Below are 23,696 nucleotides of genomic sequence, written 5' to 3'. Positions count from 1 at the left end.
CTATTCTTAGGGCGTGGACAAAGCCCGCCGTTTCCTGGCCAGCCTCGTCACCACGCTGATCTTCGGCTTCATCCTCTACAAGGTGCTCGAGCGGCTGTTCGTGGTGGTCTGGGTGCAGATGCCCTGGTGGGGGCTCATCCTCCTGCTGGTGGTGCTCTTTCTGCTCATCGACTACATGGTCAGCCGCCTCTTCGGCCTGCGGGATTAGCCTTCGGCTCGTTCGTAAACACGCTCCTCGAGGCCCCGCCGGTACTTGCTCTCGTCGAAGGGCTCGACCGGCTGGCCGTCGAGGCGCTTCATGTAGCGCAGCCTCGAGGGGTAGGGCTCGAAGCCGATGGCGAGGTTCATGCCGTACATCACGAAGTTGGGCGGGTCGTTGAAGGTGCGGATCTCGCCGCCGCCATTGGCCTGCACGTAGCGCATGCCCCGCAGCTTGAGCGCCTTGGCCAAGCCCTTGCCGCGGTACTCGCGCAGCACCCCGGTCATGCCGATCACCCAGAAGCCGGCGGGGTTGTTCATCAGGCTGGTGTAGCCCACGAAGTGACCGGTGAGGGGGTCGTGGCGCTTGGGGTCGAGAGCGACGAAGCTGGCTTCCTTGACGAAGTGGGGGTCGTCGAGTTCCTCCTTCATCCACTGCTCGAACTCGCGCTTGGTGAAGGTCACGCCCATGGGCACGTCCTGGAAGAGGATCCAGTCGAGTTCCCACAGCTTGCGGGCAGCTTCGGGGTCGGCGGTCATCAGTTCGGCCAGGCTCCTGATCTCCAGCCCCGCCTCCCGCACCCGCGCTTCGATGTGGGCGTAGGGGGCGAAGTCGAAGCCCTGGGTTTGCAGGCGCGACTCGTAGCGCTTCCACTCGAGCACGAAGCCCCGCTTCTCCACGAAGGCCCTGGTCTCGGGCTTGTCCTCCCCGAACATGCACAGCACCTTTTTAGGCGCGACGGGAGCTTGGGTCTGGAGGTGGTTCATCAGGTGTTCGTAGAGCGCGCTGCCGATGCCCTTGCTGCGGAAGTCGGGATGCACGCGCACGTTGAGCCAGTACTTGCCCTCTTCCCAGGCCCAGTCGTCCTCGCCCAGCCCGGCCACGGCCACCACCCCGGCGTCGGCGTACTCGGCCACGAAGTCGGCGCTGTGGTACTTGGGATTGCGCTGCTGGTCCCAGCGCTCGACCATCTCGGGGGTCACGGGCCACTCGGGGTCCACGGCGGTGAGGACCTGGGCAATGATGGGAAAATCGGCGGGTTTAGTCACGGGGCGAATCTTGATCATGAGGGGTTCTCCTTGGCGCTTGCTGGTTTGGCAGCGCAGGTGTTATTTAGCCTAGAGCATAACATACTGACTTGGTTTTGATTAAGTCGAACTCAGCCTCGAGGCTCAGTCCCCTTCTGCGAAGTCCTTGCGGAAGGTGACCCAGGCGGGCATCTTCCGGAAGCCCAGCCGCTCGTTGATCGAGAGCATGGGCCGGTTGATCGAGTCGTTCCAGGTCTTGATCTGGGCGTAGCCCTCGCGCTTGGCCCACAGGATGTTTCGCACCTTCAAGGCCAAGGCCAGGCCCCTGCGCCGCCACTCGGGGCGGGTGCCGGTGGCCCCGTTGTAGAGGTCGGGGCTCTGTTGCGTCTTCCAGAGGGTGCTCACCGCCACGTACTCCCCGTCCTTGAGCGCTACCAGCCAGCTATCGGGCGAGAGGTCGGGGCTTTGCAGGTAGCGCTTGACGAAGTGCTCGAAGTCGTAGCCGGTGTAGGGCTCGGAAGAGGGCATGTCGCGCTCGACGGCCAGCTCGAGCGCGTAGAGCTTGCGGTCGCGCTCAGGGTCGGCCTCGAGCTCGCGGATGCTCTTGAACTCGAAGCCCTCGGCCTCCAGGCGCTCCAAAAGGGGCAGGTAGGGCGCAGGGTCGAAGGTCTGCACGTCCAGGCGCGACTCCCAGGCCCGCCGCTCCTCGGCGAAGCCGCGCTCCTGCAGGAAACGCACCCCGCGCTCCATGTCCTCGCGCACCCCGGCCCGCAGGGCGAGGGGCTTTAGAGGGGCCAGGGCTTCCATCACCTGCTGGTAGAGGGCCTTGCCGACGCCCCTGCCCTGGTGCTCGGGGCGCACCCAGCCCTCGAGCCAGAACTTGCGCGGGTGGTAGTTGGTGGCGCTCTGGCCGTACTGAGCCACCCCCACCACCTGCCCGTCCAGCTCGGCCACGAAGCGGGCGAAGCGGTGCTCGGGGTTGCGGTTACGGTCGGCGTGCTGCCACTCCTCGACCGAGTTGGGGTAGTCGGGGTAGACCGCGTTGCTGCTCTCGACGGCAGCGGGGTAGTCGGCTTCGGTGAAGGGGCGAATGCTGAGCTTGAATGGCTGCTTCACGACTCCTCCTTGACGAGCAGGCTCTTCTTGAGGAAGAGCTGGGCGGGCTCTTTCTCGAAGCCCAGGGCCTCGTTGATGGCGAGCATGGGGCGGTTGACCTGGTGGTTGTTGGTGTGCACGTAACGGTAGCCCTGCTGCCGGGCGTACGCGGCGGCCCGCAGCTTGAGGGCCAGGGCGATGCCCAGGCGCCGGTGCGAGGGGAGCACCCCGGTGAGGCCGGTCTGGAGGGTCTGGGGGCGCGGCGAGCGCCACAGCTGCGACACCCCCACCATGGCCTCTCCTTCGAAGGCGATGAAGTTGGCCTCGGGAATGAGGTTCTTGTCCTTCATGGAGCGCTCCTGCCACAGCTCGAAGGGCCACACCTCCACCGGCTGGGCCGAGGGCACGTCGCGTAGCAGGGCCGCGATCAGGGCGTAGTACTGCCGCTGCGCTGCCTGACTGTGGTAGTCCAGGTCGGCCAGGGTGCCAATCCGGATGGACTGGGGCAGGGGCCGCCGAAAGGGGGCGGGGTCGAAGCGCTCGAGGTCGAGGGTGCTGGCCCACATCCGGTCGTAGACCTCGAAGCCGTGCGCGGTGTAGAAGGCCGCCTGGGGCCAGTCCTCGCGCACCCGCGTCACCAACGCCTCGGGCCGGTAGGGGGTGATCTCGCGCTCGAGCACCCCCCACAGCGCCTCGCTCAGGGGCTCGTAGCCCGGCAGCAACCCCCACTCCACCTCGAGCTGCCCCGGCACCGGGTTGAAGCGGGGGGTCATGAAGGCGAACCAGCCCACCGCCTGGCCGCCGTGCTCGACGAAGAAGGTCTGGGCGATCTCGTCCGGCCCCTTGGTGGCGTCGAAGTGGCGAAGGGCCTCGAGGGTGCGGGGCTGGTCGGGGTACACGGCGTTGTGGAGCCGCACGTAGAGTTCATAGTCGCCGTCGCTGTAATCGAAAGGCCGGATGTTCACAAATAACTCACCTCCATCGGGGTGTAGCGGGTGGGGTTGGCATGCGCAATTTGCCAGACCCGCCGTATCACCGCCTCGGGCTTTGGATGGATCCCCAGATGGCCAAAAGTGCGACACAACCCCCGTACGTCGCGCTCGAGGATCTCCATGGCCAGGGGGTTTTTGTCCCACTCCACCATCTGCGGAAAGTCGATGACCACCACCCGGCCCTCGTGCCACAGCAGGTTGAAGGTCGAGTAGTCGCCGTGGATCTTGCCTGCCGAGAGGATCAGGCCCAGGTTGTGGACGGCCTGCTCGAGCGCCTCCTGGGCCTCCTCCCGGCTCAGGCCCGCCTCCGACAGACGCGGGGCGGGGCCGTCCTCATCGCCCACGAACTCCATCAGGATCGCATTGCCCGCGTGGGCGACGGGCCTGGGCACCGGCACGCCCAGTTGGTGCAGGGCGTGAAGCTGGCGGTACTCCTCCTCCACCCACAGGATGTTCTGGGCGCTGATGCCGTAGTCCGAGCGCTGGTCGATGGCTTTCTTCATGCGCTGGTCGCTGACCAAGCGGCCCTGACGGTACAGGGCGTCGTTCTTGAGCGAGCGCACCCGGCTATCGACGTAGAGCTTGACCGCCAGCAGGGCCTCGGGGTTATCGGGCCAGGACTTCTCGGTAGCCCGCACCACGTAGACCGTGGCCTCCTTGCCGCTGCGCAACTCCCACAGCAGTTCGCTGAAGAGCTGCTTTTCGTAGAGCTCCTGCAGGCCGGGGTCACTGAACTTGGGGGCTTTGGGGTCCTTCAGCCCCTCTTCCAGGAGCTTCTTGACCGAGCGGCGGCGCGGGGGCTTGCGGGCGAGGCGGTGAGCTCGCAAGCTGAAGTACTGCTGCGGTTGAGGGTCTTCCTCGAAGCTCGAGTCGGCCTCGAGTTCATCGTCCAGCCAGCTTTGGGAGTTGTGGAGCATTGAGTCAACCTCGAATTGGGGATGGCAAAGAGAAGTCCGGGGGCCTCTGGTGTGCCCCCGGACAGACCATCGCTTCTGTCTATGTTGCCGACATAATGGCACGGAGGCAGACCACGCTGACGGAGTCAATGGCTGCTTGGTGAAGGATGCAGTGGATCGTCATCATCGCGGTCACCTCCTTTCGGAGTGTTTCAATGGAAAGAGTGTAGCATAATCCCCCGCACTTTATGCAAGCCCCACCTCGGAAATTCGCTCAAAATCCCTCCGGCTCCCCGTTGCCCGCCGTCACCCACAGCGGCGGCGGGCGCGTAACGCTCCGGCCCCCGGCAGAAGCCGGCTGGGCTAAGACCTCAAACCCACGTACAGCCCACGCCCGGTAAGGCCCTGGGGGTCGAACTCGACGCTCAGCCCAGCCTGCCGGAAGGCGTCCATGTATTCCTCGTGGGTGAACAAGAACAGCCGCAGTTCCTCGGTGAAGTACTCCACGCCCTGGGGACGGGCCAGCAGGTAGTGAAACTCGAGCACGCTCTGCCGCCCTTCCTGGCGGCTCGTGTTCATGCGGACCACCTTGAGCTCGGGCTCGTCCACGAAGACCGCGTGCGGGCGACCGTTCTGCCAGACCTCGGGGGAGAGCCAGGGTTCGATCAGCAAGACCCCGCCGGGCTCGAGGTGCCGAGCCATCGAGGCCACCGCCCGGCCCAGCCCCTCCACACCCCCCGTGTGACCGATGGCGCTGAACAGGCAGGTCACGGCGTCGAAGCGCTGGCCGAGGTCGAAATCGCGCATGTCGGCCTGGTAAAACGCCACGTCAGGGTGGCGCTTACGGGCCTCCTCGAGCTGCCCCTCGTCGAGGTCGGTGCCCACCACCTGGTAATAAGCCTTGAGGTAATCGAGGTGCTTCCCCGTGCCGCAGGCCACGTCCAGCAAGCTGCTGGCCCCTGGGTTGCGCGAGTGGATGATCTCGCGGATGAGCGCCGCTTCGTGGGCATAGTCCTTGAAGCTGTATATCTTGTCGTAAAGCCAGCCGTAAGCGTTGCGGGCCATGGGGAGATTTTAGGGAAATGGGAGGCAAAAAGCTTTAAGCCGTCAGCCGCCGCCGTCGAGGGTCCAGGGCCAAAGCGTCTTGCGTCTTGCGTTTTGCGTACGACGTACGACCCGCATTGGGGCCCTCGACCTTGGCTTACACTAATCCCCGTGCGCCTGGTGCTCGTCCCCACCCCCATCGGCAACCTCGAGGACATCACCCTGCGGGCCTTGCGGGTGCTCAAGGAGGCCGAGGTGGTGGCCTGCGAGGACACCCGGCGCACCGGCATCCTGCTCAGGCACTATGGCATTTCCAAGCCCACCCTGCGGCTCGACCAGCACACCGTGGGGCGGGCCAGGGAACTGCTGGCGGGCTACAGCTACGTGGCCTACGCCACCGACGCCGGGACTCCCGGCATCTCCGACCCCGGCGCAGAACTGGTGGCGCTGGGGCTGAAGGAAGGCTGGCAGGTCGAGGTACTGCCCGGCCCCACCGCGCTGATCGTGGCGCTGGTAGCCTCGGGGCTGCCCACCGCCCGCTTCGCCTTCGAGGGCTTTTTGCCGCAGAAAGCCTCCGAGCGGCGCGAGCGCCTAAAGGGCATCGCCACGGGCCGCACGGTGGTGCTCTACGAAGCCCCCCACCGCCTGCGGGAGACCCTGAGGGACCTGATCCAGCTTTACGGCCCCGACCACCCCGTCGCCGTGGCCCGCGAGCTTTCCAAGCTGCACGAGGAGGTCTTTCGCGGCAGCCTGGGCGAGGCCCTGGCCCACTTCGACCAGCCCAGGGGGGAGTTCGTGCTGGTGCTCGCCCCAAGGCCGGACCTCGAGCCCCCCACGCCAGACGTCCAGGAGCTGCTCGAGCGCCTGCGCGCCCAGGGTCTGCGTGGCAAAGCCCTGGTCAGGGCCCTGGTCGAGGCTGGCATACCCCGCAACCAGGCTTATACTTTGGCTCATGACGCTCCGGCTTGAAGGCGGCGTCCTGCCAACGAACGCCGGAACAGTGCGTCAACGTCGGGCTCGAGCGTGAAACTGGTGAGGTTGAATGATGAAGCGAATCGGTGTGTTTACCAGCGGCGGTGACGCCCCTGGCATGAATGCGGCCATTCGGGCGGTGGTGCGAACCGGCACGGCGCATGGGCTGGAGATCGTGGGCATCCGGCGCGGCTATCAGGGCATGATCGACGGCGACTTCACCGTGCTGGGGCCGCGTGACGTGGCCAACACCCTTCAGCGCGGTGGCACCGTGCTGCTCACGGCCCGCAGCAAGGAGTTCACGACCGAGGAGGGCCGGGCCAAAGCCGCGCGAAACCTCAAGGACGCCCGCATTGACGGTGTGGTCTGCATCGGCGGCGACGGCAGCTACCGGGGCGCTTTGAAGCTAGCCGAGGAGCACCGCATCTCCATCGTGGGCGCACCGGGCACCATCGACAACGACCTCTACGGCACCGACTACACCATCGGCTTCGACACCGCCGTCAACACCGCCCTCGACGCCATCGACCGCATCCGCGACACCGCCGCCAGCCACGAGCGGGTGTTCTTCATCGAAGTGATGGGGCGGCACGCCGGGTTCATCGCGCTCGAGGTCGGCATCGCTGGGGGCGCCGAGGTGATCGTGCTCCCCGAAGACCCCACCACCGCCAGCATGTGCGCCCAGGTGATCACCGATTCCGCCAGCAAGGGCAAGCGCTCTTCCATCGTGGTGGTGGCCGAGGGCGGCTACGAGGGCGGGGCCGAGGCCCTGGCCCGCGACGTGAAGCTGTGCTGCGGCATAGAGGGTCGCGTGACCATCCTGGGCCACATCCAGCGCGGCGGCAGCCCCACCGCCATCGACCGCGTGCTCGCCAGCCGCCTGGGCGCCGCCTGCGTGGAGGCCCTGCTATCCGGGGCCAGTGGGGTGGGAATTGGCCTGGTCAACGACGAAATCCGGCTCACCCCCTTCAAGGAAGCCGTCGAGAAGCGCAAGGACATCAATCGGCGCAAGTACGAGCTGGCGAGGATGCTGGCGCTTTGAAGGCGGGAAGCGAGAGGGAGGCCGGTGGCTCGAGGGGATCCTTCCCCCGCTCTCGACCATCGACCAACAACAAAAACACCCCCCGCTGAGCGGGGGGCAGTTGTTTGCGAGGTGTTAGGCCTTGCGAACGTTCTTGGCCTGGGGGCCCTTGCCGTTGCGGCCCGGCTCGATCTCGAACTGGACCACATCGCCTTCGTTGAGGGTGCGGAAGCCATCGGTCTGAATGGCCGAGTAGTGCACGAATACGTCGGGGCCACCCTCCTGAGCAATGAATCCGTAACCCTTTTCCGCGTTGAACCACTTGACGGTGCCTTTGTTCATGAAACTTCTCCTTACGACCCTAGAAAACCCAACCGGATTTTTTGGGGACACCGCAACAGTAGCACGAGCGGGGGTGTAAGTCAAATCGGTTTCTCCAACAATTCCTTCACACGGTGCACTATGGCGTCGCAGTCGAGGCTCGAGCGCGGCGCAGGGTTCACGAGGGCCATTCCTCGTGCTCGGCGCGGGCCACCGTCTGGTTGTCCTCGCCGTAGACGAAGCGCATGCGCACCTTGCGGCCCTCGAGCACCCTGGGCATCCAGTAGCGCGCGTCGTCCCACATCTCCTGGTAGGGCAGGGCTCGCAGGTCGCACCACACCGGGGCCATCTCCTCGGTCTCCTGGGGCTCTCCCTCCCAGTGCTCCAGGCGGAAGACGTGCACGACCTGGCTCCACTCGGGCTTGTGGGGGAACTCGAAGGTCAGGTGGGCCACGTACCAGAGGTTTTGCTCTTTGGCCCGCACACCCGCCTCCTCCAGCAGCTCCCGGAGGGCGCACTGGGCCAGGGTCTCCCCCGGCGCGAGCTTGCCGCCGTAGCCCTGGATCTTGCCTACCTCCACCCCGCGCTTCTTGCGCCCCATCCCCAGCCGCCCGTTGGGCCGGTCGAAGAGCAGCACGTCGGAGCAGACGATCATGCCTCGCTCCGTTTGCGCAGCAGGGCGTGAAACATCTTCATGGCCCCCAGCGCGTTGGGAAAGCCCACGAAGAGCGCCGACTGGATGATGGTCTCGCGGATCTCCTGCTCGGTGGCGCCGTTGAGCAGGGCACCCTCGAGGTGGGTGGCGAGTTCCTTGGGCGAACCCAGGGCGATGAGGCTGGTGATCGCCAGCAGTTCGCGGGTCTTGAGATCGAGCCCGTCCCTGCCCAGCACTTCTTCATAGGCAAAGTCGCGGATGTAACCGTAGAGGTCGGCGTCCACCTCGCTGAGGCTGTGCTCGATGGCCTCGAATTTGTCCCCCCAGATGGCTCTACGAACGCTCATGGGCACTAGCCTAACGCCTCAAGGATCAATCCGCTCGAGCACGCCCGAGAGTTCGTGCAGGGCCTGGGGATTGCGGCGGTAGGGGTCGAAGAGGAGGGCTTCCACCCCGGCGGCGGCGGCCCCGCCTAAATCATCGGGTGAATCCCCGACGTGCAAAGCCTCGTGGGGTTCGACCCCCAGGCCCTCCAGGGCCACCCGGAAGATGCGGGGATCGGGCTTGGCCACGCCCACCAGCGCCGAAGCGGCCACGAAGTCGAAGTAGGGGGCCAACCCGGTAGCCTCGAGCACCCCCGGCAGCAGCGCATCCCAGTTGGAGACTACCCCCAGCTTGTAGCCGCGCCTCTTCAGCTCGCCCAGCACCTCCTTGGCTCCCGGCGTGAGCGGCCACACTTTGGGGTTCCGCCAGTTCTCGCGCAGGAAGCTCGAGATCTCCCCAGCGTGCTCGCCCAGACCGATGCCCGAGAGCAAGGTGCGGTGAAACTCGGCCCAGACGGGCAAGGCCGTCTCGACGGTGGTGGCCTGCATGTGCCGCTGGTTGTAAACCGTGTATGCAGCCATCACGGCTTCCATGAGCCTGGAAGTATCGGCCTTCTCGGCCAGCCCCCGCTCGTGCAACAGCGGCCACAGCCAGAGCTTGGGATGCCCGAGGATGAGGGTATCGCCCACGTCGAAAAGCACGGCGTGTTTCATGGAAGCATCCTACCTGATCGGGGTTACGATCCCTGACCCTCGACGCATTACACCCCCATCGGCAGCTCCACCCGGAACACCGCACCCCCTTCGGGGCGGTTGCTCGCGCTCACCCGCCCACCGTGCAGCTCCACCAACGCTCGCACGATGGACAGGCCAAGGCCGGTGCCCCCGGTCTGGCGGTTACGGCTTTGCTCGACGCGGTAAAAGCGGTCGAAGATCTTGGGCAGGGCCTCTTCGGGGATGCCGGGACCGGTGTCGGCCACGCTGAACCAGGCGTGCCCGTCTTCCTGGCCTGCCGAAATCACGATGCGCCCGTGCGCAGGGGTGTGATTGAGGGCATTGGTGAGGAGGTTACCCACTACCTGCGCCAGGCGGTCGGGATCGGCGCTGAGAGAGATGGGCTGGTGGGGAAGGTCGAGTTCGAGCCGCGCCTGGCGGGCTTCGGCGCGGGGGCGGAAGCTCTGGGCCGCCGAAGCCAGCAGCTCGCGCAGCTCGAGGGGCTGGCGCTCGAGGGCGAGCCGCCCGGCGTCGACGAGCGAGAGCGTGCGCAAATCCTCGACCAGGCGCGAAAGCAGCCGGGTCTGGTGGTGCAGGCGGGCGATCTCGGAGTCATCCAGCCGGATCACCCCGTCCTGGATGGCCTCGAGGCGACCCTGCATCACGGTGAGCGGGGTGCGCAGCTCGTGGGCGATGTCGGCGATCATGGCCCTGCGCTCCTTCTCCAGCCGTTCGAGCGACTGGGCCATGGCGTTGAAGTTGCGCGCGAGTTGCGAAACCTCGTCGTTGCCCTTGGGGGTGGGGATGCGCACGGTCAGTTCACCCTGGGCCAGACGGTTGGCCCCCTGGGAGATGGCTTCCAGCGGGCGAGCCAGGCGGCGGGCGAAGGCAAAGGCCATGAGGATGCCCAGTCCCACCGAAGCCAGCGTGGCCCAGGTCAGGCTCCGTTGCAGGCGTTCCAGGAAGCCGGCTCCGCGCCGGAAGCCAGGCGCCGGCGGACGTAGGGTGAACTCCTGGCTGATGAGCACGTTGCCACCCTCCATGGCCTGCAACACCACTATCCGCTCCCCCTGAACCCCTCCGTCGCTCAGAGCCCGGATGATGACCCGATCAGCACTGGTGAGCTGCCGGTTGATCTCCCTCGAGAGGTCAAAGGGCAAAGGCGCCGTGTCGGGGTTCTGCAAAAAGGCCTTGATGCTCGGCGAGAGGTAGCGGAACTCCTTCTGCCCCTGGTAGGCGGTGAGGCCGAAGGTGATGAGGTTGGTGACCACGGCCACCGCCGCCATCAGCAGCGCCAGGCGCACCTCGAGACGGTTCCACAGCTTCATGTCGGTACCCAAAGCCGGTAGCCCACCCCCCGCACGGTTTCCAGCAGGTTGGGGACTCCCGCGGCCTCCAGCTTCTTGCGCAGGTTCTTCATGTGCACGTCCACCACCCGCTCCAGCGCGTCGGAGTCGGGGTGGGCGGCCTCGAGCAGTTCGGCGCGGCTGAAGGCACGGCCCGGCGAGCGCGCCAGCGTCTCCAGCAGACGAAACTCGGTGGGGGTGAGCTCGAGCCTCACCCCGTCCACCCGCGCCACCACCTGCTCGAGGTCAACCTCGAGCAACCCCGCCCGGAGCACGGGCTTGGGCCCTTCGGAGGGGTGAGCGCGCCGCAGCACCGCCTTGACCCGCGCCACCACCTCGCGCGGGCTGAAGGGCTTGGTGATGTAGTCGTCGGCTCCCAGCTCCAGGCCCAACAGCTTGTCGAGGTCCTCGGCGCGGGCGGTGACCATGATCACGGGGGTGTTGCCGTCGGAGCGCACCCGGCGCAGCACCTCGAGGCCGTCGAGCTCGGGGATCTGGATGTCGAGCAGGATCAGGTCGGGCTTGGCCGCACGATAGAGGTTGAGGGCGCTGCGGCCATCGGCGGCCCGCTCGGTGCGGTAACCGTCGCGGCGCAGGTAGCCCTCGAGGATCTCCGCGATCTCAGGTTCGTCCTCGACCACCAGTACCAGTGCCATCAGGTTCAGTTTATCCGCAGTGTCCGGCATCATAACTCAGCTTGGCCCCAGGCGGTGAAGGGCGGGAGTGGAAATTGTGAAGGCCGTGTGTAGACGACGAAAGAGCCCCCGTGGGGGCTTTGTGGAGGCTCGAGGATGGGCGTACGGCTCTAGCTGACGGTGAGGGTGAGGGGGAAGGAGTAGGCCTCGCCGTTGACATTGCTGATGACGTTGATGTTGAGGGTATAGGTGCCCTCAGGGATGCCTGCTGGAACCTGGATGCTGTAGGTGTTGACGAAGGAGCTCTCGACGATCTCGGTCTTCTGGTCGGTCATCTTGGGGGTCTGCGCATCCTCGCTCACCAGGACGGGCTTCACGCTGGCGAGCCGGACCTGCCAACCCGCGGGCAGCCCATCGCTCGAGACGCTGAACCACTCCATCGAGTCGAGCCGATCTGCAGTACCGGCGGTGACACTCCGGCTCAGACCCCAATCCTCAGGCGACTGGCCGAGCTGTACATAGATGGTTTGTCCGGCCTGGACACTGATAGTAGCTCCGGGATCCACCGCGAGAGGGTTATACAGTGAACTCTGAGCCAGGCTGAGCGAAGCGAGGGCCAAAATTGCAAGGGTTGCGAACGTCTTCCACATAAAAACCTCCTTGGTGTCGAGAAGCCTTCTGGCCTCCCGGTTCAAGAGGTTGCCATCCTTTGGTGTAGGAGCGCCGAAGGGTGTGTGAAGCTATGGGTAGTTTTGGTGAAGACTCTGCATAGAAGTCGGTCTTCACACGATCTACACAATCTGTACACCCGTGCTACACCGCCGGTGCCGAAGCTTTGGTCAGATGAGCGTCCAGAGGTTAAGGAGAAGAAACATCATGCGAAGATCGTGGATTGGAGTGTTGGGGGTGCTGTGGGGTGCATCCAGCCTGGGCCAGGCACAGGGCCTGAGCCTGGAGGCTGCCCTGGCAGCATTACCCCGCACGGTGGAGTGGCAGAACGCCGAGCTGGCATACGAAAGCGCACTGCGCTCGCTGGAGGCGGCCCAGGCTGCGGTGGGACTGAAGGTGACGGGTAGCGGCAGCTACAGCCTGGGGGGCAGCCAGAGTGCGTCCTCCTCCACCTCCGGCCAGAACCTCAGCCTAGGAGCCAGCGCCTCTATGACGGTGCTACCCTGGTCGAGTGCCTACGACAGCATCGCCAGCGCCCAGCGGGCCCTGGAGCGCGCTGCCCTCACGCGGCGCGACAGCCGCAACTCCCTGGTCATCAACCTCACCTCCCAGTACTTTGCCTTGCGCCAAGCCCAGCAGGCCGAGGCCTTGGCCCAGGCTACCCTGCGCCTGCGGGAGAACCAGCTGCGCGTGGCCCAGGCCCGCTACCAGGCTGGCCAGGCCAGCTTCACCGACTTCCTCAGCGCCCAGCAGGACCTCGACAGCGCCCGGCTCGACGCTGCCAGCGCCAGCGGCAACCTCGAGATCGCCCGCCAGGCCCTCGCCAGCACCCTGGGCCTGGCCCCCGCGGCCCTGAGCAGCCTGAGCACCGCCCCCAGCGCCCCTACCCTGCCCAGCACCCCCCTGGAGAGCCTGATCGAGCAGGCCATGAGCCGCCGTTCCGACGTGCTCGCCGCCCTCTCCAGGCTGCAGGACGCCCAGGCCAGCCTGGCCAGCGCCCAGCGCGACCGCTGGCTGCCCGACGCCTCTCTCAGCCTCAGCTACAGCAACGGCGCTTCGGGGAGCAGCGGGGGTGGGAGCACCTCGGTCACGGCGGGGCTGAACTTCAAGAGCGGCTCTGCCAGCCTGGGCACCTCCATCCCCCTCGTCTCCAGCGCCACGTCCACGGGCACCTCGGTGAGCAGTTGGAACCTGGGGCTTTCGCTGGCCCTACCCGTCCTCGCGCCCAGTTCCGATGCCCAGCTCAGCAATGCCCAGACCGCCTTGGAACTGGCCCAGCTCTCCCTGCAGAGCGCGCGGAGGTCGGCGGAATTGGACGTGCGGCAGAAGTACCTGGCGGCCCAGAGTGCCCTGGCCAAGGTCAGCCTGGCCCAGGGCGCCCTGAGCAGCGCCGCCAAGAACCTGGAAACCGCCGAGGCCCGCCTCAAAGCCGGCACCGGCACCGCCCTCGAGGTGCAGAGCGCCCAGGTAGGTCGCCAGCAGGCCCAGAACAACCTCGAGGCCACCACCGCCCAGGCCTACCTGGCCTGGCTCAACCTGCACAGCGCCCTCGGCGCCGACCTCACCGCCCTCGCCAGCCCCCACGGAGGCAACCCATGATGCGAACCCTGTCTGTCGTCTTCCTCGCCTTGCTCTCGCCCGCCCTCGCCCAGAACTCTCTCTCCCTGGTCCAGGCCCTGCAACAAGCCTACGCTCAGGGCCCCTCGCTGCAAAGCGCCCAAGCCACCCTGCAGAACGCCCTCCTGCAGCTCAACGCCCTCAAGGCCGACCCCAGCACCCTAATCGTCGCCCGCACCCAGGCCGAGCAAAACGCCGAGTTAGCCAGGGTGAACCTCGAGGCCACCCGCCTGAGCGTGATGCAGAACGTGGTCAACGCCTACGTGGGGCTTTACGAGGGCTTGCAGAACGTGGAGCTGTACCAGGCCCAAGTCGCCCTCAACCAGCGCAACCTCGACGTGGCCAAGGCCCGCCAGGCCGCAGGTAACGCCACCGCCCTGGACGTAGCCCGCGCCCAGACCACCCTCGACAGCTCGAGGCAGTCGCTCACCAATGCCCAGGCCCAGATCCCCATTCTCTCGGCCCAGCTGGCCACCTTGCTGGGGGTGAGCGACCTGGGCAACCTCAGCATCGCTCCGCCCCCCGCTCCTCCCGTCCTGCAGGCCGACATCAACGCGCTTAGCAAGGACCTCTTCACCCGCCTGGCTAATGTGGTGCAGGCTCAGCAGGCCGTGGAGCTGGCCCAGCTCAACGTCAAGCTCTCCGATAACGACTACACCCCGGCGGTGAACCTCGAGTCGGCCAAAACCACCCTGCTCAACAACCAGCGCTCGCTGCAAATCGCCCAGCAGAACGCCCTCACCAGCCTGACCAACACCTACCAGGCCGCCCAGAACGCCTACAAGGCCATCGCCATCGCCCAGGCCACGGTGGCCAATGCTCAGAAGGTCGTGGAGCAAAGCCAGGCCGCCCTCAAAGCCGGAACCACCTCGGCGCTACAGTTGCAGACCGATCAAGTCTCGCTCAAGAGCGCCCAGTACAGCCTGATTCAGGCGCAAAACAGCTACTGGAAGGCCCTGGCGGCTTTTTCCGTGGCGGCAGGCCAGGACTTCACTGGCCTGGTCAGGGCAGCCAGCACGCCCTAGCTCAGCAACGAAAGCGCCAGGGCAGCTACACTGCTGCAAGAGCAGCAAAAAGGGGGGACGGTGGAATGCGGCTAAGGCAATGGATCACGGTTATCGCGCTGGTGTTGAGCGGGGGCGTGGCCGGATACCTCCTGCGTAGCAGTTCGCTTCCCGAAAGCTCCAGCACCCCTGCGGCGGGCTCAAACAGCCCCGCCGCAGGCTTTCAGGGCAACCGCGGTGGGGGAATAGGGCAGAACTTCGGGAACCGTGGGGGGGCGACGGGGCAGGGTTTCCGCAACCAGGGACAGGGCGGGAGCGGAGCCGTGATCCCCGTGCAAACCACCATGACCCGCACCGGTACACTCATCGCCCAGCGCCAGGCCGCTGGCACGGTAGTGCCGGTGCAGCAGAGCCAAGTCGCTGCCCGGAACAGTGGCACGGTGGCGCGGGTGCTGGTTCAGGTGGGGGATGAGGTCAGGGCCAATCAGGCCGTGGTCCAGCTCGAGGACTCCCAGCTTCGCATCGCGGTACACAACGCCGAGTTGGCGCTGCAAAACGCCCGCATCAGCCTGAGCAGCCAGACCAGCGCCACCCGCGAGGCCGAACTCAGGCTCAAGCAGCAGCTTCAAGCGGCCCAGGCCAGCCTGGCGGCGGCCCAGGCCAGCTATGCCGCAGCGCAGGAGGTGCACCGGCTCGGGGGCATGTCGGAGAGCGAGTTGCAAAGTGTCAGGAGCCAGCTCAGCACCGCGCGGGCCAACCTAGCAGCGGCTCAGGCAGCCCTCGAGCAAAACCAGAGGGCCGGCCAGGAAAACCTAGCCCAGCTTCGCCTGGCCGTAGCCCAGGCCCAGAACCAGCTTCGCCTGGCCCAGCTCAACCTGAGCAACGCCACCATCCGCGCCCCCTTCGACGGGCAGGTCGCGGCCATCGCGGTGGCTCCGGGCGAGGCGGTGAGCCCCAGCAGCCAGGTCTTCACGCTCGTGAGCACGACGCGGCAGGTGCGCTTCAGCGTTCCCCCGGGCGACGCGCCCTCGCTTTCGCCAGGGCAGGTGCTGCCCTTTAGCACCGGCAGCCAGAGCTTCGAAGTCAAACTCAACCAGCGTCCGGCGGCCCCGGTCAGCCAGAGCGTGAGCCTCACCGCCCGCTTCGTGGGCACGGCCACCCCCCCCGCCGGGGTGGTGGGCAGCCTGACTTACTCCGTGCGGCTGGCCCAGGGTACTTTGCTCCCCATCGCCGCTTTGCAAAACGACGGCGCACGCAGCTACGTCTACGTCGTGAGTGAGGGCAGGGCCAGGGTCCAGGACGTAACCGTGCTGGCTCAGGCTGGAAGCACCGCGGCGGTGCGGGGCCTCGAGGGTGGCCTCGAGGTCATCGTCAACCCACCGCCGGGCCTGCTGGATGGATCGGCGGTGGTGAGCCAGGACCAGGCCCAGGATGGCTCGAGCCCCCAGGGGCAACGCTTCCGGCAAGGCAACGACCAGGAGCGGGTGCGGCCCGGAGGGCTGGCTCCCTCCGGGCCGGGCGGAGCCCCCCCTGCGGGAGGGAGGCCATGAACCGCCTGCGTCGGCTTCAGACCCAGCTCTTCGACCGGGTGAACCCGATGGTGGGCTTCTCGGTCGCCCGCTATGTGCTCTCCATCGGAATCTTCGTGGGAGTGGTGCTGTTTGGCTACCTGGCCACCCGCGCCCTGGGCGTGGACCTCCTGCCCACCCCCAACGTGCCGGTGGTCTTCATCAGCACCCAATACCCTGGGGCCACCCCCGCCGCAGTGGACCAGCAGGTTACGCAGGTCATCGAGGGGGCGGTCTCGAGCCTCTCGGGCATCAGCAGCATCAGCTCCTCCAGCAGCGCCGGTAGCAGCCGGGTGGTGGTCAGCTTCGGCCCCGACACCGACCAAAAGAGCGCCGCCAACCAGGTCGCAGCCCAGGTCTCGGCGGCAGTGCGCCGCCTGCCCAACGGGGTGAACCCGCCCAGCGTGCAGTCCTTCGACCCCAACGCCCAGCCCATCCTCGAGTTCAGCCTCATCGGGGGCGGAGCTAGCCTGGAAGAGGTCTACGAGTACGCCCAAAACATCCTGGTGCCCGCCCTCCAGCGCATCTCGGGCGTGGCCAACGTGAGCCTGACCGGCGGACCTAGCCGCGAGTTCCAAGTGCTCTTAGACCCCAGCCGACTCGCCTACTACAACCTCACCCCCCAGCAGGTCACGCAGGCCATCAATAGCGCCTCAGTAGACCAACCCATCGGCACGCTCAGCCAGGGCGGCGATGCCCTCAACTTCGCCACCCGCAGCGTTCCCAGCAGCCTGGAGCAAGTCAGCCAGATCCTCGTCGACAGCAGCCGGGGAGTTAGGGTGGGCGACCTGGGCAGCGTGCAGGAGAAGTACAGCGTCGATAACTACGTGCGGGTCAACCAGCAGCCGGCGGTGCTGGTCTCGGTGCAGCAGACCTCGGGCTCCAACGCCGTGGCGGTGGCTGAGGCAGTCCGGCGGCTCATCGAGCAAACCCAGCTTCCCGCAGGCTACAAGGTCACCTTCTCCAACAACACCACTCTGCCCATCGCGGCCTCGGTGGAGAACACCTACCACGAGTTGCTCATCACCGCCGTGGTGGTAGGCATCGTGGTGCTGCTGTTTTTAGGCCGGCTCAACACCGCCTTCACGGTGATCCTGGCCATTCCCATCTCGCTGGCCGCAGCCCCCATCCTCTACAGCCTGCTGGGCTTCACCTTCAACCTGGTCTCGCTGCTGGCGATGATCGTGGCCATCGGCATCGTGGTGGACGACTCCATCGTGGTAGCCGAGAACGTCGAACGCTACCGCGAGGAGGGCCTGGGGCGCATGGAGGCGGTGCTCAAGGGCGCCAGCGAGGTCTTCAGCGCGGTGGCAGCGGCCTCCTTGTCGATCCTGGCAGTGCTGATCCCGGTGAGTTTCATCGGCGGCTTCGCCGGGCGCTTCATCCAGCAGTTCGCCCTGGGGCTCTCGGCGGCGGTGCTGATGTCGTGGCTCGAGGCGCTGCTCTTCCTCACCGTGCGCATGGCCTATACCCCCGACGCCCACCCTCTCTCCTGGCGAGACTTTGGTCGCAGCGTGCTCGAGGTGCGCCAGGCTGTGGCCTGGGGTCTGGCCTCCTTACGCAAGCCCTGGGCCATCCTGTTGGGGGTGACGCTGGCCGTCGTGCTGTGGCGCACCCAGCCGCCGGTGTACCTGCCGGCCCTGCTGCTCTACCCCCTGGCCCTGGGCCTGGCCTATTACCTGGGGCGCGCGCTGCTGAGCTTCCTGGAAGCCCTCACCACCACCCTGCACGGCCTGACCGAGGCTGCGCTTACCTATACACGCGAGGCCTACGCCCGCAGCGTGGAGCGGCTGCTGGCTCACAGCCCCTGGGTGCTGGGCGGAGCCCTGGCCTTCTTCGGGCTGACCCTCCTCCTCATCGCCCCCCGCATCCCCTTCAACTTCGTGCCGCAAACCGACAGCGGCTTCATCAACGTGAACCTGCGGATGCCCAGCGGCACCACCCTCAGCGGCACCAACCCCGTCGCGGCCCGCCTCGAGGCCTTCCTGCTGGCCCGCCCAGAGGTGGTGAGCGTTCAGACCACAGTGGGCAACACCAACGCCCGGCTGGTGGTGCAGCTCAAGCCCGTCGAGGAGCGCCCCAGCGTGTTTACCCTCATCCCCCAGCTCCAGCGCGCCATGCAGTCCCTCATCGCCGACCAGCCCTCGGCGCGGGTCTTCATCAGCGGGGGCGGGGGCTTCCGGGGCCAGGGCACCGCGCTCAACTTCAACCTGGCCTCGCCCAGCTACGAGTTGCTCAACACCCGCATCAACCAGGCCATCCAGTTGCTGCAATCCGATCCCAAGGTCCTCAGCGTCAACAGCGACTTAGGCCAGACCAACCCGCAGAACAACTTCGTACCCGACCCCAGCCGCATGGCAGGCACCGGCATCACCGCCAGCAGCGTGGCCCAAGCCCTTCAGACCTTCGCTAGCGGCTCGCGAGCGGGCACGGTCGAAATCGGCGGCCTGAGCTACCCGCTGGAGGTCCGGGTCAACCCGGTCTACCTGGCCGACGCTCAGTCGCTCTTGTCACTGCCCATCTACTCCCCTACCCTGCAAACCAACCTCACCGTGGGACAGCTCGGCAGCATCGTGCAGAGCCAGGCCCCCCTCACCATCAGCCGCACCAACCGGCTCTACACCGCCCAGCTCTCCATCAACCCGGCTCCAGGAGCCCCTCCGGCGGCGGTTTTCGAGGACGAACTGCACCGGCAACTCACCCAGGCCGGCATCCTCGACAACCAGGTAACGCTCTCCGAGAGCAACGCTTTCGGCCAAGCCGCGCTGTCGAGGCAATTGAGCATCCTGGGCCCCCAGGTCTTCGGCCTGGCCCTGCTGCTGGCCTACCTGGTGATGGGGGCACAATTCAACTCTTTCCGCTACCCCTTGTACCTGCTGCTGCCGGTGCCCTTCGCCATCACCGGGGCCCTGTGGTTCATCTATTTCTTTGGCAGGCAGCTCGACATCTTCAGCCTGCTGGGCTTCCTGCTCCTGATCGGACTCTCGGCCAAGAACGCCATCCTCTACTTGGACTTTGTGGTCGAGCGCATGGGCCGCATGTCCTTGAAGGAAGCCCTGGTCGAAGCTGCCGCCCTGCGCTTCCGGCCCATCGTCATGACCACCCTCACCGTACTGGTCATCAGCTTCCCGCTGATCCTGGGCGGGGGAGCGGGGTCGGAGTTCGGCCAGGGGCTGGGGGTGGTGATGCTGGGCGGTATCCTGCTCTCGGCTATCCTAACCTTCTTCGTCGTTCCCGCGACCTTCTACCTGTTTGAGCGGGGTCGCACCGGCCCACCCCACGCCGTGCCCGCCCTCGGCGGGACAGGCGACTGAGTCACCCCACCCGCGGGTGATCTTCACAAAATCTACGCAATGCATACACCGAACCTTCGGGCGGGCATTTCAGGATGAAACCCATGACGAATGCCCGCCCTAAACCCCGCATTACGCGCCTGTGGCCGGTTTTTGTGCTGACGCTGGCCGCGCTGGCCCTGGCCGGATGGTGGCTGCTGCGCTCCCGCACCACCAATACCCAGACGGCTCCCACGAACGAGACCGCCACCGTTGCCCGCTCCGCCTTCCGGGTCTCGGTGTCGGGGCCGGGCACCCTCGAGGCCGCCCAGACCCTCGAGGTCAAGCCCGAGGTCAACGGCGTCGTGCTCCAGTTGCCCAAGGTGGGCGAGTGGGTGCAGAAAGGCCAGCTCATCGCCCGGCTCGACCCCACCGATTACCAGCGCACCCTCGAGAACGCCCAGCTCGCGCTGCAAAAGGCCCAGGCCAACCTCGAGGCCCTGCGCGCTAGCCAGGCCAGCACCGAGGCCACGGGCCGCCAGAGCGTGGCCAGCGCCGAAGTGGCCTACGCCAACGCGAGCCGCGACCTGCAGAGCGCCCGTGACGACCTCGAGGCCACCCAGAAGCTCTACGACATCGGCGGCACCAGCCTGCAAAGCCTGCAGCAGGCCAAAGACGCCTATGCCAAGGCCCAGGCCAGCCTCCAGACCGCACGGGTCAATCTCGAGACCGCCCGCCAGTCCCTCAGCCTCAAGGCCAGTTCCAACGCCCAGGACCTGAAGAACGCCCAGCTCGCCGTGCAGCAGGCCCAGCTCGAGGTCAGGACAGCCCAGGAGAACCTGGCCGCCACCAAGATCTACGCGCCCTTCAGCGGGGTGGTGGCGGAGGTCAACGGGCAGGTGGGCAGCGTGGGGGTGGGGGCCACCAACAGCAACAGCTCGGCCCTGCTCACCCTCATCGACATCTCCAGCGTCAACCTGCCGGTGCAAGTCGACGAGAGCGAGATCTCCAAGGTGCAGGTGGGGCAAAAAGTCGAGGTCACCCTCGACGCCTTCAGCGACGAAACCTTCCAGGGCGTGGTGACCAACATCTCGCCCCAGGCTACCGTGGTCTCCAACATCGCGGTGTTCTACGTGACGGTCAACATCCCCAACCCCCAGCACAAGCTCAAGCCCGGCATGACCGCCGAGGGCGAGATCCTCATCCAGGAGATCCCCGACGCCCTCGTCATCCCCAAGCGGGCCGTACAGACCGTGCGGGGCCGCAGCTACGTCGAGGTGCTCCAGCCCGACGGCACCCAGGAGACGGTGCGGGTGGTACTGGGTCCCGACGACGGGGTGAGTCAGGTCATCACCGAGGGCCTCGAGCCCGGCCAGCAGGTGGTGCTGCCCACGCGCAGCTCGAGCGGCTCGAGCAGTTCCAGCCAGCAGCGTCAGGGCGGGGGCATCGGGCTGCCGGTGCGCATCCCGGCAGGGGGTGGGCGATGACGCCGGTGGTGCAGCTTTCGGGCATCCGCAAGGTCTACCACATGGGCGAGGTGGAGTTCGAGGCCCTCAAGGGGGTCTCGCTCGAGATCGTCCAGGGAGAGATGGTGGCTTTGATGGGGCCTTCGGGCTCGGGCAAGACCACCTTGATGCAGCTCATCGGCCTGCTCGACCGCCCCACCGCGGGGACCTACCTCCTGGCCGGGCAGGACGTAACGACGCTGAGCGAGAACCAGCGGGCCGAGGCGCGCAACCGGGAGATCGGCTTCGTGTTCCAGGCCTTCCACCTGCTGCCCCGGCTCAGCGTGCTCGAGAACGTCGAGGTGCCCCTGACTTACGCCGGCGTTCCCGCCCACGAGCGGCGCGAGCGAGCGCTGGAGGTGTTGCGCCGGGTGGGTCTGGCGGGCAAGGAAAAGAACCTGCCCTCCCAGCTCTCAGGGGGGCAGAAGCAGCGCGTGGCGGTGGCCCGCGCCCTCACCATGCGCCCCTCGATCCTGCTGGCCGACGAGCCTACCGGCAACCTCGACTCTCGCACCGCCACCGAGGTCATGAGCCTCTTCCAGGAGCTCAACGACGAGGGCACCACGGTCATCATCGTCACCCACGAGGCCGACATCGCCGACTACACCGGGCGCATCGTGCGCATCCGTGACGGGCTCGTCGAGTCGGACGGCCCCAATCCGCACCGCAGGCGGCCCGTAGGAGGCGTAGCATGATCCCCGCCAGGGCCTTTCCCAAGGACAAGCCCCACCGGCGCTCGAGCCTGGCGGGCATGAACCCGCTGCAGGTGGTGGCCATCGCCTGGAGGGCCATCCTGGGCAACCCCTTGCGCTCGGCGCTCACCGCGCTGGGGGTGATCATCGGGGTAGCGGCGGTGATCGCGCTGACCGGGGTGGGCCAAGGCTCCACCGCCAACATCACCCGCTCGCTGGAGAGCCTGGGCACCAACCTGCTCACCGTCTCCGGCGGGCGCGGGGGTGGCCCGCCCGGGCTGGTACGCTTCGGCGGGCCCCAGACCATCACCGTCAAAGACGCCCAGGCCCTGCAGGAGCAGTTCGCCACCCAAATCGCCGGGGTGGCCCCCGTCGCCCAGGGCAACCACCAGGTCAAGTTCGGGGCCAACAACACCAACGCCACCGTCATCGGCACCTGGCCCGCCTACGCCAGCGTGCGCAACGCCCAGCCCGAGCAGGGCAGCTTCTTCACCGAGGCCGACAACCAGGCCCGCAAGCGGGTGGCGGTGCTGGGCTACCAGGTGGCCCAGGATCTCTTCGAAGGCAGCGAGGCGCTGGGCCAGAAGATCAAGATCGCCGGCATCTCCTTCACCGTGGTGGGGGTGCTCCCCGACAAGGGCGACTCGGGCTTTGCCAGCCCCAACTCCCAGGTCTTGGTGCCCCTGAGCACTTACATCCAGCGCCTGGGCCGCAGCAACAACCGGGGCGAGCCCACGGTGAGCCAGGTCTACGTACAGGGCCTGAGCAAGGACACCCTCAAGGACCTGCAAAACCAGATCACCGAGTTCATGGCTGCGCGGCACAAGCTCACCAACCCCGACGAGTACGACTTCAGCGTGCAGAACCAGGCCGACGCCCTGGCCTCGGTAAACCAGGTCACCCAGACCCTCACCCTCTTCCTGGGCGGGGTGGCGGGGATCAGCCTGCTGGTAGGGGGCATCGGGATCATGAACATCATGCTGGTCTCGGTCACCGAGCGCACCCGCGAGATCGGCATCCGCAAGGCGCTGGGGGCCAAGCCCCGCGACATCCTCACCCAGTTCCTGGTGGAGTCGGTGGTGCTTTCGGTGGGGGGCGGCGTACTGGGCATCCTGCTGGGCCTGGGACTGGCGCGCAGCGTGGGCAACCTGCTCAGCATCACCCCGATCTTCTCGACCAGCAGCATGGCCCTGGCCTTCGCCTTCTCGGTGATGGTGGGCGTGTTCTTCGGCTACTACCCCGCGCTGCAGGCCGCCCGGCTCGACCCGGTGGAATCGCTCAGGTACGAGTGAGCCACTCCGATACGACGGCTTGAAGTACCTCGCAGACTTTCGATCCAAGGAGCCCTTATGGCAAGAACGATCCTCGCAACAGCTTTAGCTCTGCTCTGCTCGCTGGCGCTGGCCCAGGAGATCATCACCAACCAGCAGGGGCCTGGTGGGCAACAGCCCAACCCTGAGCTACGCAAGCGCCTCGAGCAGTACCGCCCGGTCTTCGAGCTGCAGAACAGCCTGCGGCTGATGCTCGATCTCGACAAGCAGAAAAACCTCTCCTTCAGCAAGGCCCAGGCCCAGAAGCTCCTGCCCATCCTCAAGGACCTGCAGACCCGCGCCGACCTCAAGCCCGCCGACGCCGGCAAGATCCTCGCCAACATCGAGGACAACATCCTCACCCCCGCCCAGCTCAAGTGGATGGACCAGACCCAGCTCAAGCGGCAGCAGGAGCTGCGCCAGCGGCGGGAGAACGGCGGCCAGGGTGGGCAAGGCAACAACCTGCAGGGGCCGGGCGGCCCCGGCGGGCAGGGGGGGCCTCGAGGCGGCGGCCTCTTCCAGGCCATCCAGCAGGGCAAGCCCTTCAACCCCTTCAAGGAGGACCCTGCCAGGAAGACCCTCACCGACCTGGTTGCCCTGTTGAGCAAGCGCTGAGCCCAAGGGGCTGAAGTGAAAGTAACGAGATCCGGCTCGAGGCTGACCTGGTCTTCCGCAAGCCCCAGCACAGAACATTAAGCCTCAAACCCTTGCTTCACCCTGGACTCACTTCGTAAACTCGGCCCATGCCGATTTACGAGGACCGTTCCAGAGAGCAGCGGTCACCCGGCCATGCCCCCCTCCAGGTGGGGAGAGTTCGG

Annotated in this window: 23 protein-coding genes; 11 read left to right on the top strand and 12 right to left on the bottom strand. The window is 66.6% G+C overall.

Translation table 11 applies throughout. The features are described from left to right. Positions 1-13 precede the first annotated feature (13 nt). Entirely contained in the window at positions 14-208 is a 195-nt protein-coding gene (locus Mrose_RS07470; RefSeq protein ID WP_119276992.1) for a hypothetical protein, read from the top strand. Here the strand turns inward: Mrose_RS07470 and Mrose_RS07465 are convergent. The 5 genes from Mrose_RS07465 to Mrose_RS07445 all read right to left on the bottom strand — a co-directional run bounded on the left by Mrose_RS07465 (position 205) and on the right by Mrose_RS07445 (position 5,275). Next, the gene (locus Mrose_RS07465; protein WP_119276990.1) at positions 205-1,266 is read right to left on the bottom strand and encodes a GNAT family N-acetyltransferase; all 1,062 of its coding nucleotides are present in this window, start codon (positions 1,264-1,266) and stop codon (positions 205-207) included. The two genes, Mrose_RS07470 and Mrose_RS07465, sit on opposite strands and share 4 nt — an antisense overlap. Positions 1,267-1,371: 105 nt before the next feature. Continuing rightward, positions 1,372-2,343 carry a GNAT family N-acetyltransferase gene (locus Mrose_RS07460; RefSeq protein WP_119276988.1) on the bottom strand — a complete coding sequence of 324 codons (972 nt, stop codon included), beginning with the start codon at positions 2,341-2,343 and terminating at the stop codon, positions 1,372-1,374. Then, entirely contained in the window at positions 2,340-3,287 is a 948-nt protein-coding gene (locus Mrose_RS07455) for a GNAT family N-acetyltransferase (RefSeq protein WP_119276986.1), read from the bottom strand. The genes Mrose_RS07460 and Mrose_RS07455 overlap by 4 nt, the downstream gene beginning before the upstream one ends. Continuing rightward, complete coding sequence (locus tag Mrose_RS07450) at positions 3,284-4,231, bottom strand: RIO1 family regulatory kinase/ATPase domain-containing protein (RefSeq protein ID WP_119276984.1); 948 nt, start codon at positions 4,229-4,231, stop codon at positions 3,284-3,286. The genes Mrose_RS07455 and Mrose_RS07450 overlap by 4 nt, the downstream gene beginning before the upstream one ends. Before the next feature lie 342 nt (positions 4,232-4,573). After that, a complete protein-coding gene (locus Mrose_RS07445) occupies positions 4,574-5,275 on the bottom strand; it encodes a class I SAM-dependent methyltransferase (protein WP_119276982.1) in 702 nt (233 codons plus the stop codon). 150 nt (positions 5,276-5,425) lie between these two features. On the opposite strand from Mrose_RS07445, the gene rsmI reads away from it, so the two are divergent. Both rsmI and pfkA read left to right on the top strand, forming a co-directional pair. Continuing rightward, on the top strand, positions 5,426-6,223 hold the full coding sequence (rsmI, locus tag Mrose_RS07440; RefSeq protein WP_119276981.1) for a 16S rRNA (cytidine(1402)-2'-O)-methyltransferase: 798 nt from the start codon (positions 5,426-5,428) through the stop codon (positions 6,221-6,223). Between the two features lie 76 nt (positions 6,224-6,299). Continuing rightward, positions 6,300-7,268, top strand: coding sequence for a 6-phosphofructokinase (gene pfkA / locus Mrose_RS07435; protein ID WP_119277035.1), 969 nt, complete (start codon positions 6,300-6,302; stop codon positions 7,266-7,268). Positions 7,269-7,382: 114 nt separating this feature from the next. Here the strand turns inward: pfkA and Mrose_RS07430 are convergent, their stop codons facing one another. The 7 genes from Mrose_RS07430 to Mrose_RS18560 all read right to left on the bottom strand — a co-directional run bounded on the left by Mrose_RS07430 (position 7,383) and on the right by Mrose_RS18560 (position 11,891). Continuing rightward, positions 7,383-7,589 (bottom strand): cold-shock protein, encoded by a 207-nt coding sequence (locus Mrose_RS07430; RefSeq protein WP_027891870.1) that lies wholly within the window; start codon positions 7,587-7,589, stop codon positions 7,383-7,385. Positions 7,590-7,746: 157 nt separating this feature from the next. Continuing rightward, positions 7,747-8,223 carry an 8-oxo-dGTP diphosphatase gene (locus Mrose_RS07425; RefSeq protein WP_119276979.1) on the bottom strand — a complete coding sequence of 159 codons (477 nt, stop codon included), beginning with the start codon at positions 8,221-8,223 and terminating at the stop codon, positions 7,747-7,749. Then, the gene (locus Mrose_RS07420; RefSeq protein WP_119276977.1) at positions 8,220-8,570 is read right to left on the bottom strand and encodes a carboxymuconolactone decarboxylase family protein; all 351 of its coding nucleotides are present in this window, start codon (positions 8,568-8,570) and stop codon (positions 8,220-8,222) included. The genes Mrose_RS07425 and Mrose_RS07420 overlap by 4 nt, the downstream gene beginning before the upstream one ends. Positions 8,571-8,588: 18 nt before the next feature. Beyond that, positions 8,589-9,260, bottom strand: coding sequence for an HAD family hydrolase (locus Mrose_RS07415; RefSeq protein WP_119276975.1), 672 nt, complete (start codon positions 9,258-9,260; stop codon positions 8,589-8,591). Positions 9,261-9,307: 47 nt separating this feature from the next. Then, positions 9,308-10,588 carry a sensor histidine kinase gene (locus Mrose_RS07410; RefSeq protein ID WP_119276974.1) on the bottom strand — a complete coding sequence of 427 codons (1,281 nt, stop codon included), beginning with the start codon at positions 10,586-10,588 and terminating at the stop codon, positions 9,308-9,310. Continuing rightward, positions 10,585-11,262 carry a response regulator transcription factor gene (locus Mrose_RS07405; protein WP_119276972.1) on the bottom strand — a complete coding sequence of 226 codons (678 nt, stop codon included), beginning with the start codon at positions 11,260-11,262 and terminating at the stop codon, positions 10,585-10,587. The genes Mrose_RS07410 and Mrose_RS07405 overlap by 4 nt, the downstream gene beginning before the upstream one ends. 149 nt (positions 11,263-11,411) lie before the next feature. Next, positions 11,412-11,891: a hypothetical protein gene (locus tag Mrose_RS18560; RefSeq protein ID WP_147371583.1), complete on the bottom strand. Its 480-nt coding sequence runs from the start codon at positions 11,889-11,891 to the stop codon at positions 11,412-11,414. 226 nt (positions 11,892-12,117) lie between these two features. Between Mrose_RS18560 and Mrose_RS07395 the strand changes: the two genes are divergently transcribed. The 8 genes from Mrose_RS07395 to Mrose_RS07360 all read left to right on the top strand — a co-directional run bounded on the left by Mrose_RS07395 (position 12,118) and on the right by Mrose_RS07360 (position 23,493). Then, positions 12,118-13,509, top strand: a complete 1,392-nt coding sequence (locus tag Mrose_RS07395; RefSeq protein ID WP_119276968.1) for a TolC family protein — start codon at positions 12,118-12,120, stop codon at positions 13,507-13,509. Further along, positions 13,506-14,552: a TolC family protein gene (locus tag Mrose_RS07390; RefSeq protein WP_119276966.1), complete on the top strand. Its 1,047-nt coding sequence runs from the start codon at positions 13,506-13,508 to the stop codon at positions 14,550-14,552. The genes Mrose_RS07395 and Mrose_RS07390 overlap by 4 nt, the downstream gene beginning before the upstream one ends. A 65-nt stretch (positions 14,553-14,617) precedes the next feature. After that, the gene (locus Mrose_RS07385) at positions 14,618-16,081 is read left to right on the top strand and encodes an efflux RND transporter periplasmic adaptor subunit (protein WP_119276965.1); all 1,464 of its coding nucleotides are present in this window, start codon (positions 14,618-14,620) and stop codon (positions 16,079-16,081) included. Next, the gene (locus tag Mrose_RS07380) at positions 16,078-19,413 is read left to right on the top strand and encodes an efflux RND transporter permease subunit (protein ID WP_119276963.1); all 3,336 of its coding nucleotides are present in this window, start codon (positions 16,078-16,080) and stop codon (positions 19,411-19,413) included. Before Mrose_RS07385 ends, Mrose_RS07380 begins: the two co-directional genes overlap by 4 nt. 83 nt (positions 19,414-19,496) lie before the next feature. After that, on the top strand, positions 19,497-20,858 hold the full coding sequence (locus Mrose_RS07375) for an efflux RND transporter periplasmic adaptor subunit (protein WP_119276961.1): 1,362 nt from the start codon (positions 19,497-19,499) through the stop codon (positions 20,856-20,858). After that, positions 20,855-21,571, top strand: a complete 717-nt coding sequence (locus tag Mrose_RS07370) for an ABC transporter ATP-binding protein (protein WP_119276959.1) — start codon at positions 20,855-20,857, stop codon at positions 21,569-21,571. Before Mrose_RS07375 ends, Mrose_RS07370 begins: the two co-directional genes overlap by 4 nt. Beyond that, on the top strand, positions 21,568-22,860 hold the full coding sequence (locus Mrose_RS07365; RefSeq protein ID WP_245969690.1) for an ABC transporter permease: 1,293 nt from the start codon (positions 21,568-21,570) through the stop codon (positions 22,858-22,860). The genes Mrose_RS07370 and Mrose_RS07365 overlap by 4 nt, the downstream gene beginning before the upstream one ends. A gap of 57 nt (positions 22,861-22,917) precedes the next feature. Next, positions 22,918-23,493: a hypothetical protein gene (locus Mrose_RS07360; protein ID WP_119276957.1), complete on the top strand. Its 576-nt coding sequence runs from the start codon at positions 22,918-22,920 to the stop codon at positions 23,491-23,493. The last annotated feature ends 203 nt before the right edge of the window (positions 23,494-23,696 follow it).

The sequence above is a fragment of the Calidithermus roseus genome (genome assembly GCF_003574095.1).
In the GTDB taxonomy this organism is placed as follows: Bacteria; Deinococcota; Deinococci; order Deinococcales; family Thermaceae; genus Calidithermus; species Calidithermus roseus.
This window is presented reverse-complemented; position numbering and strand designations above follow the sequence as displayed.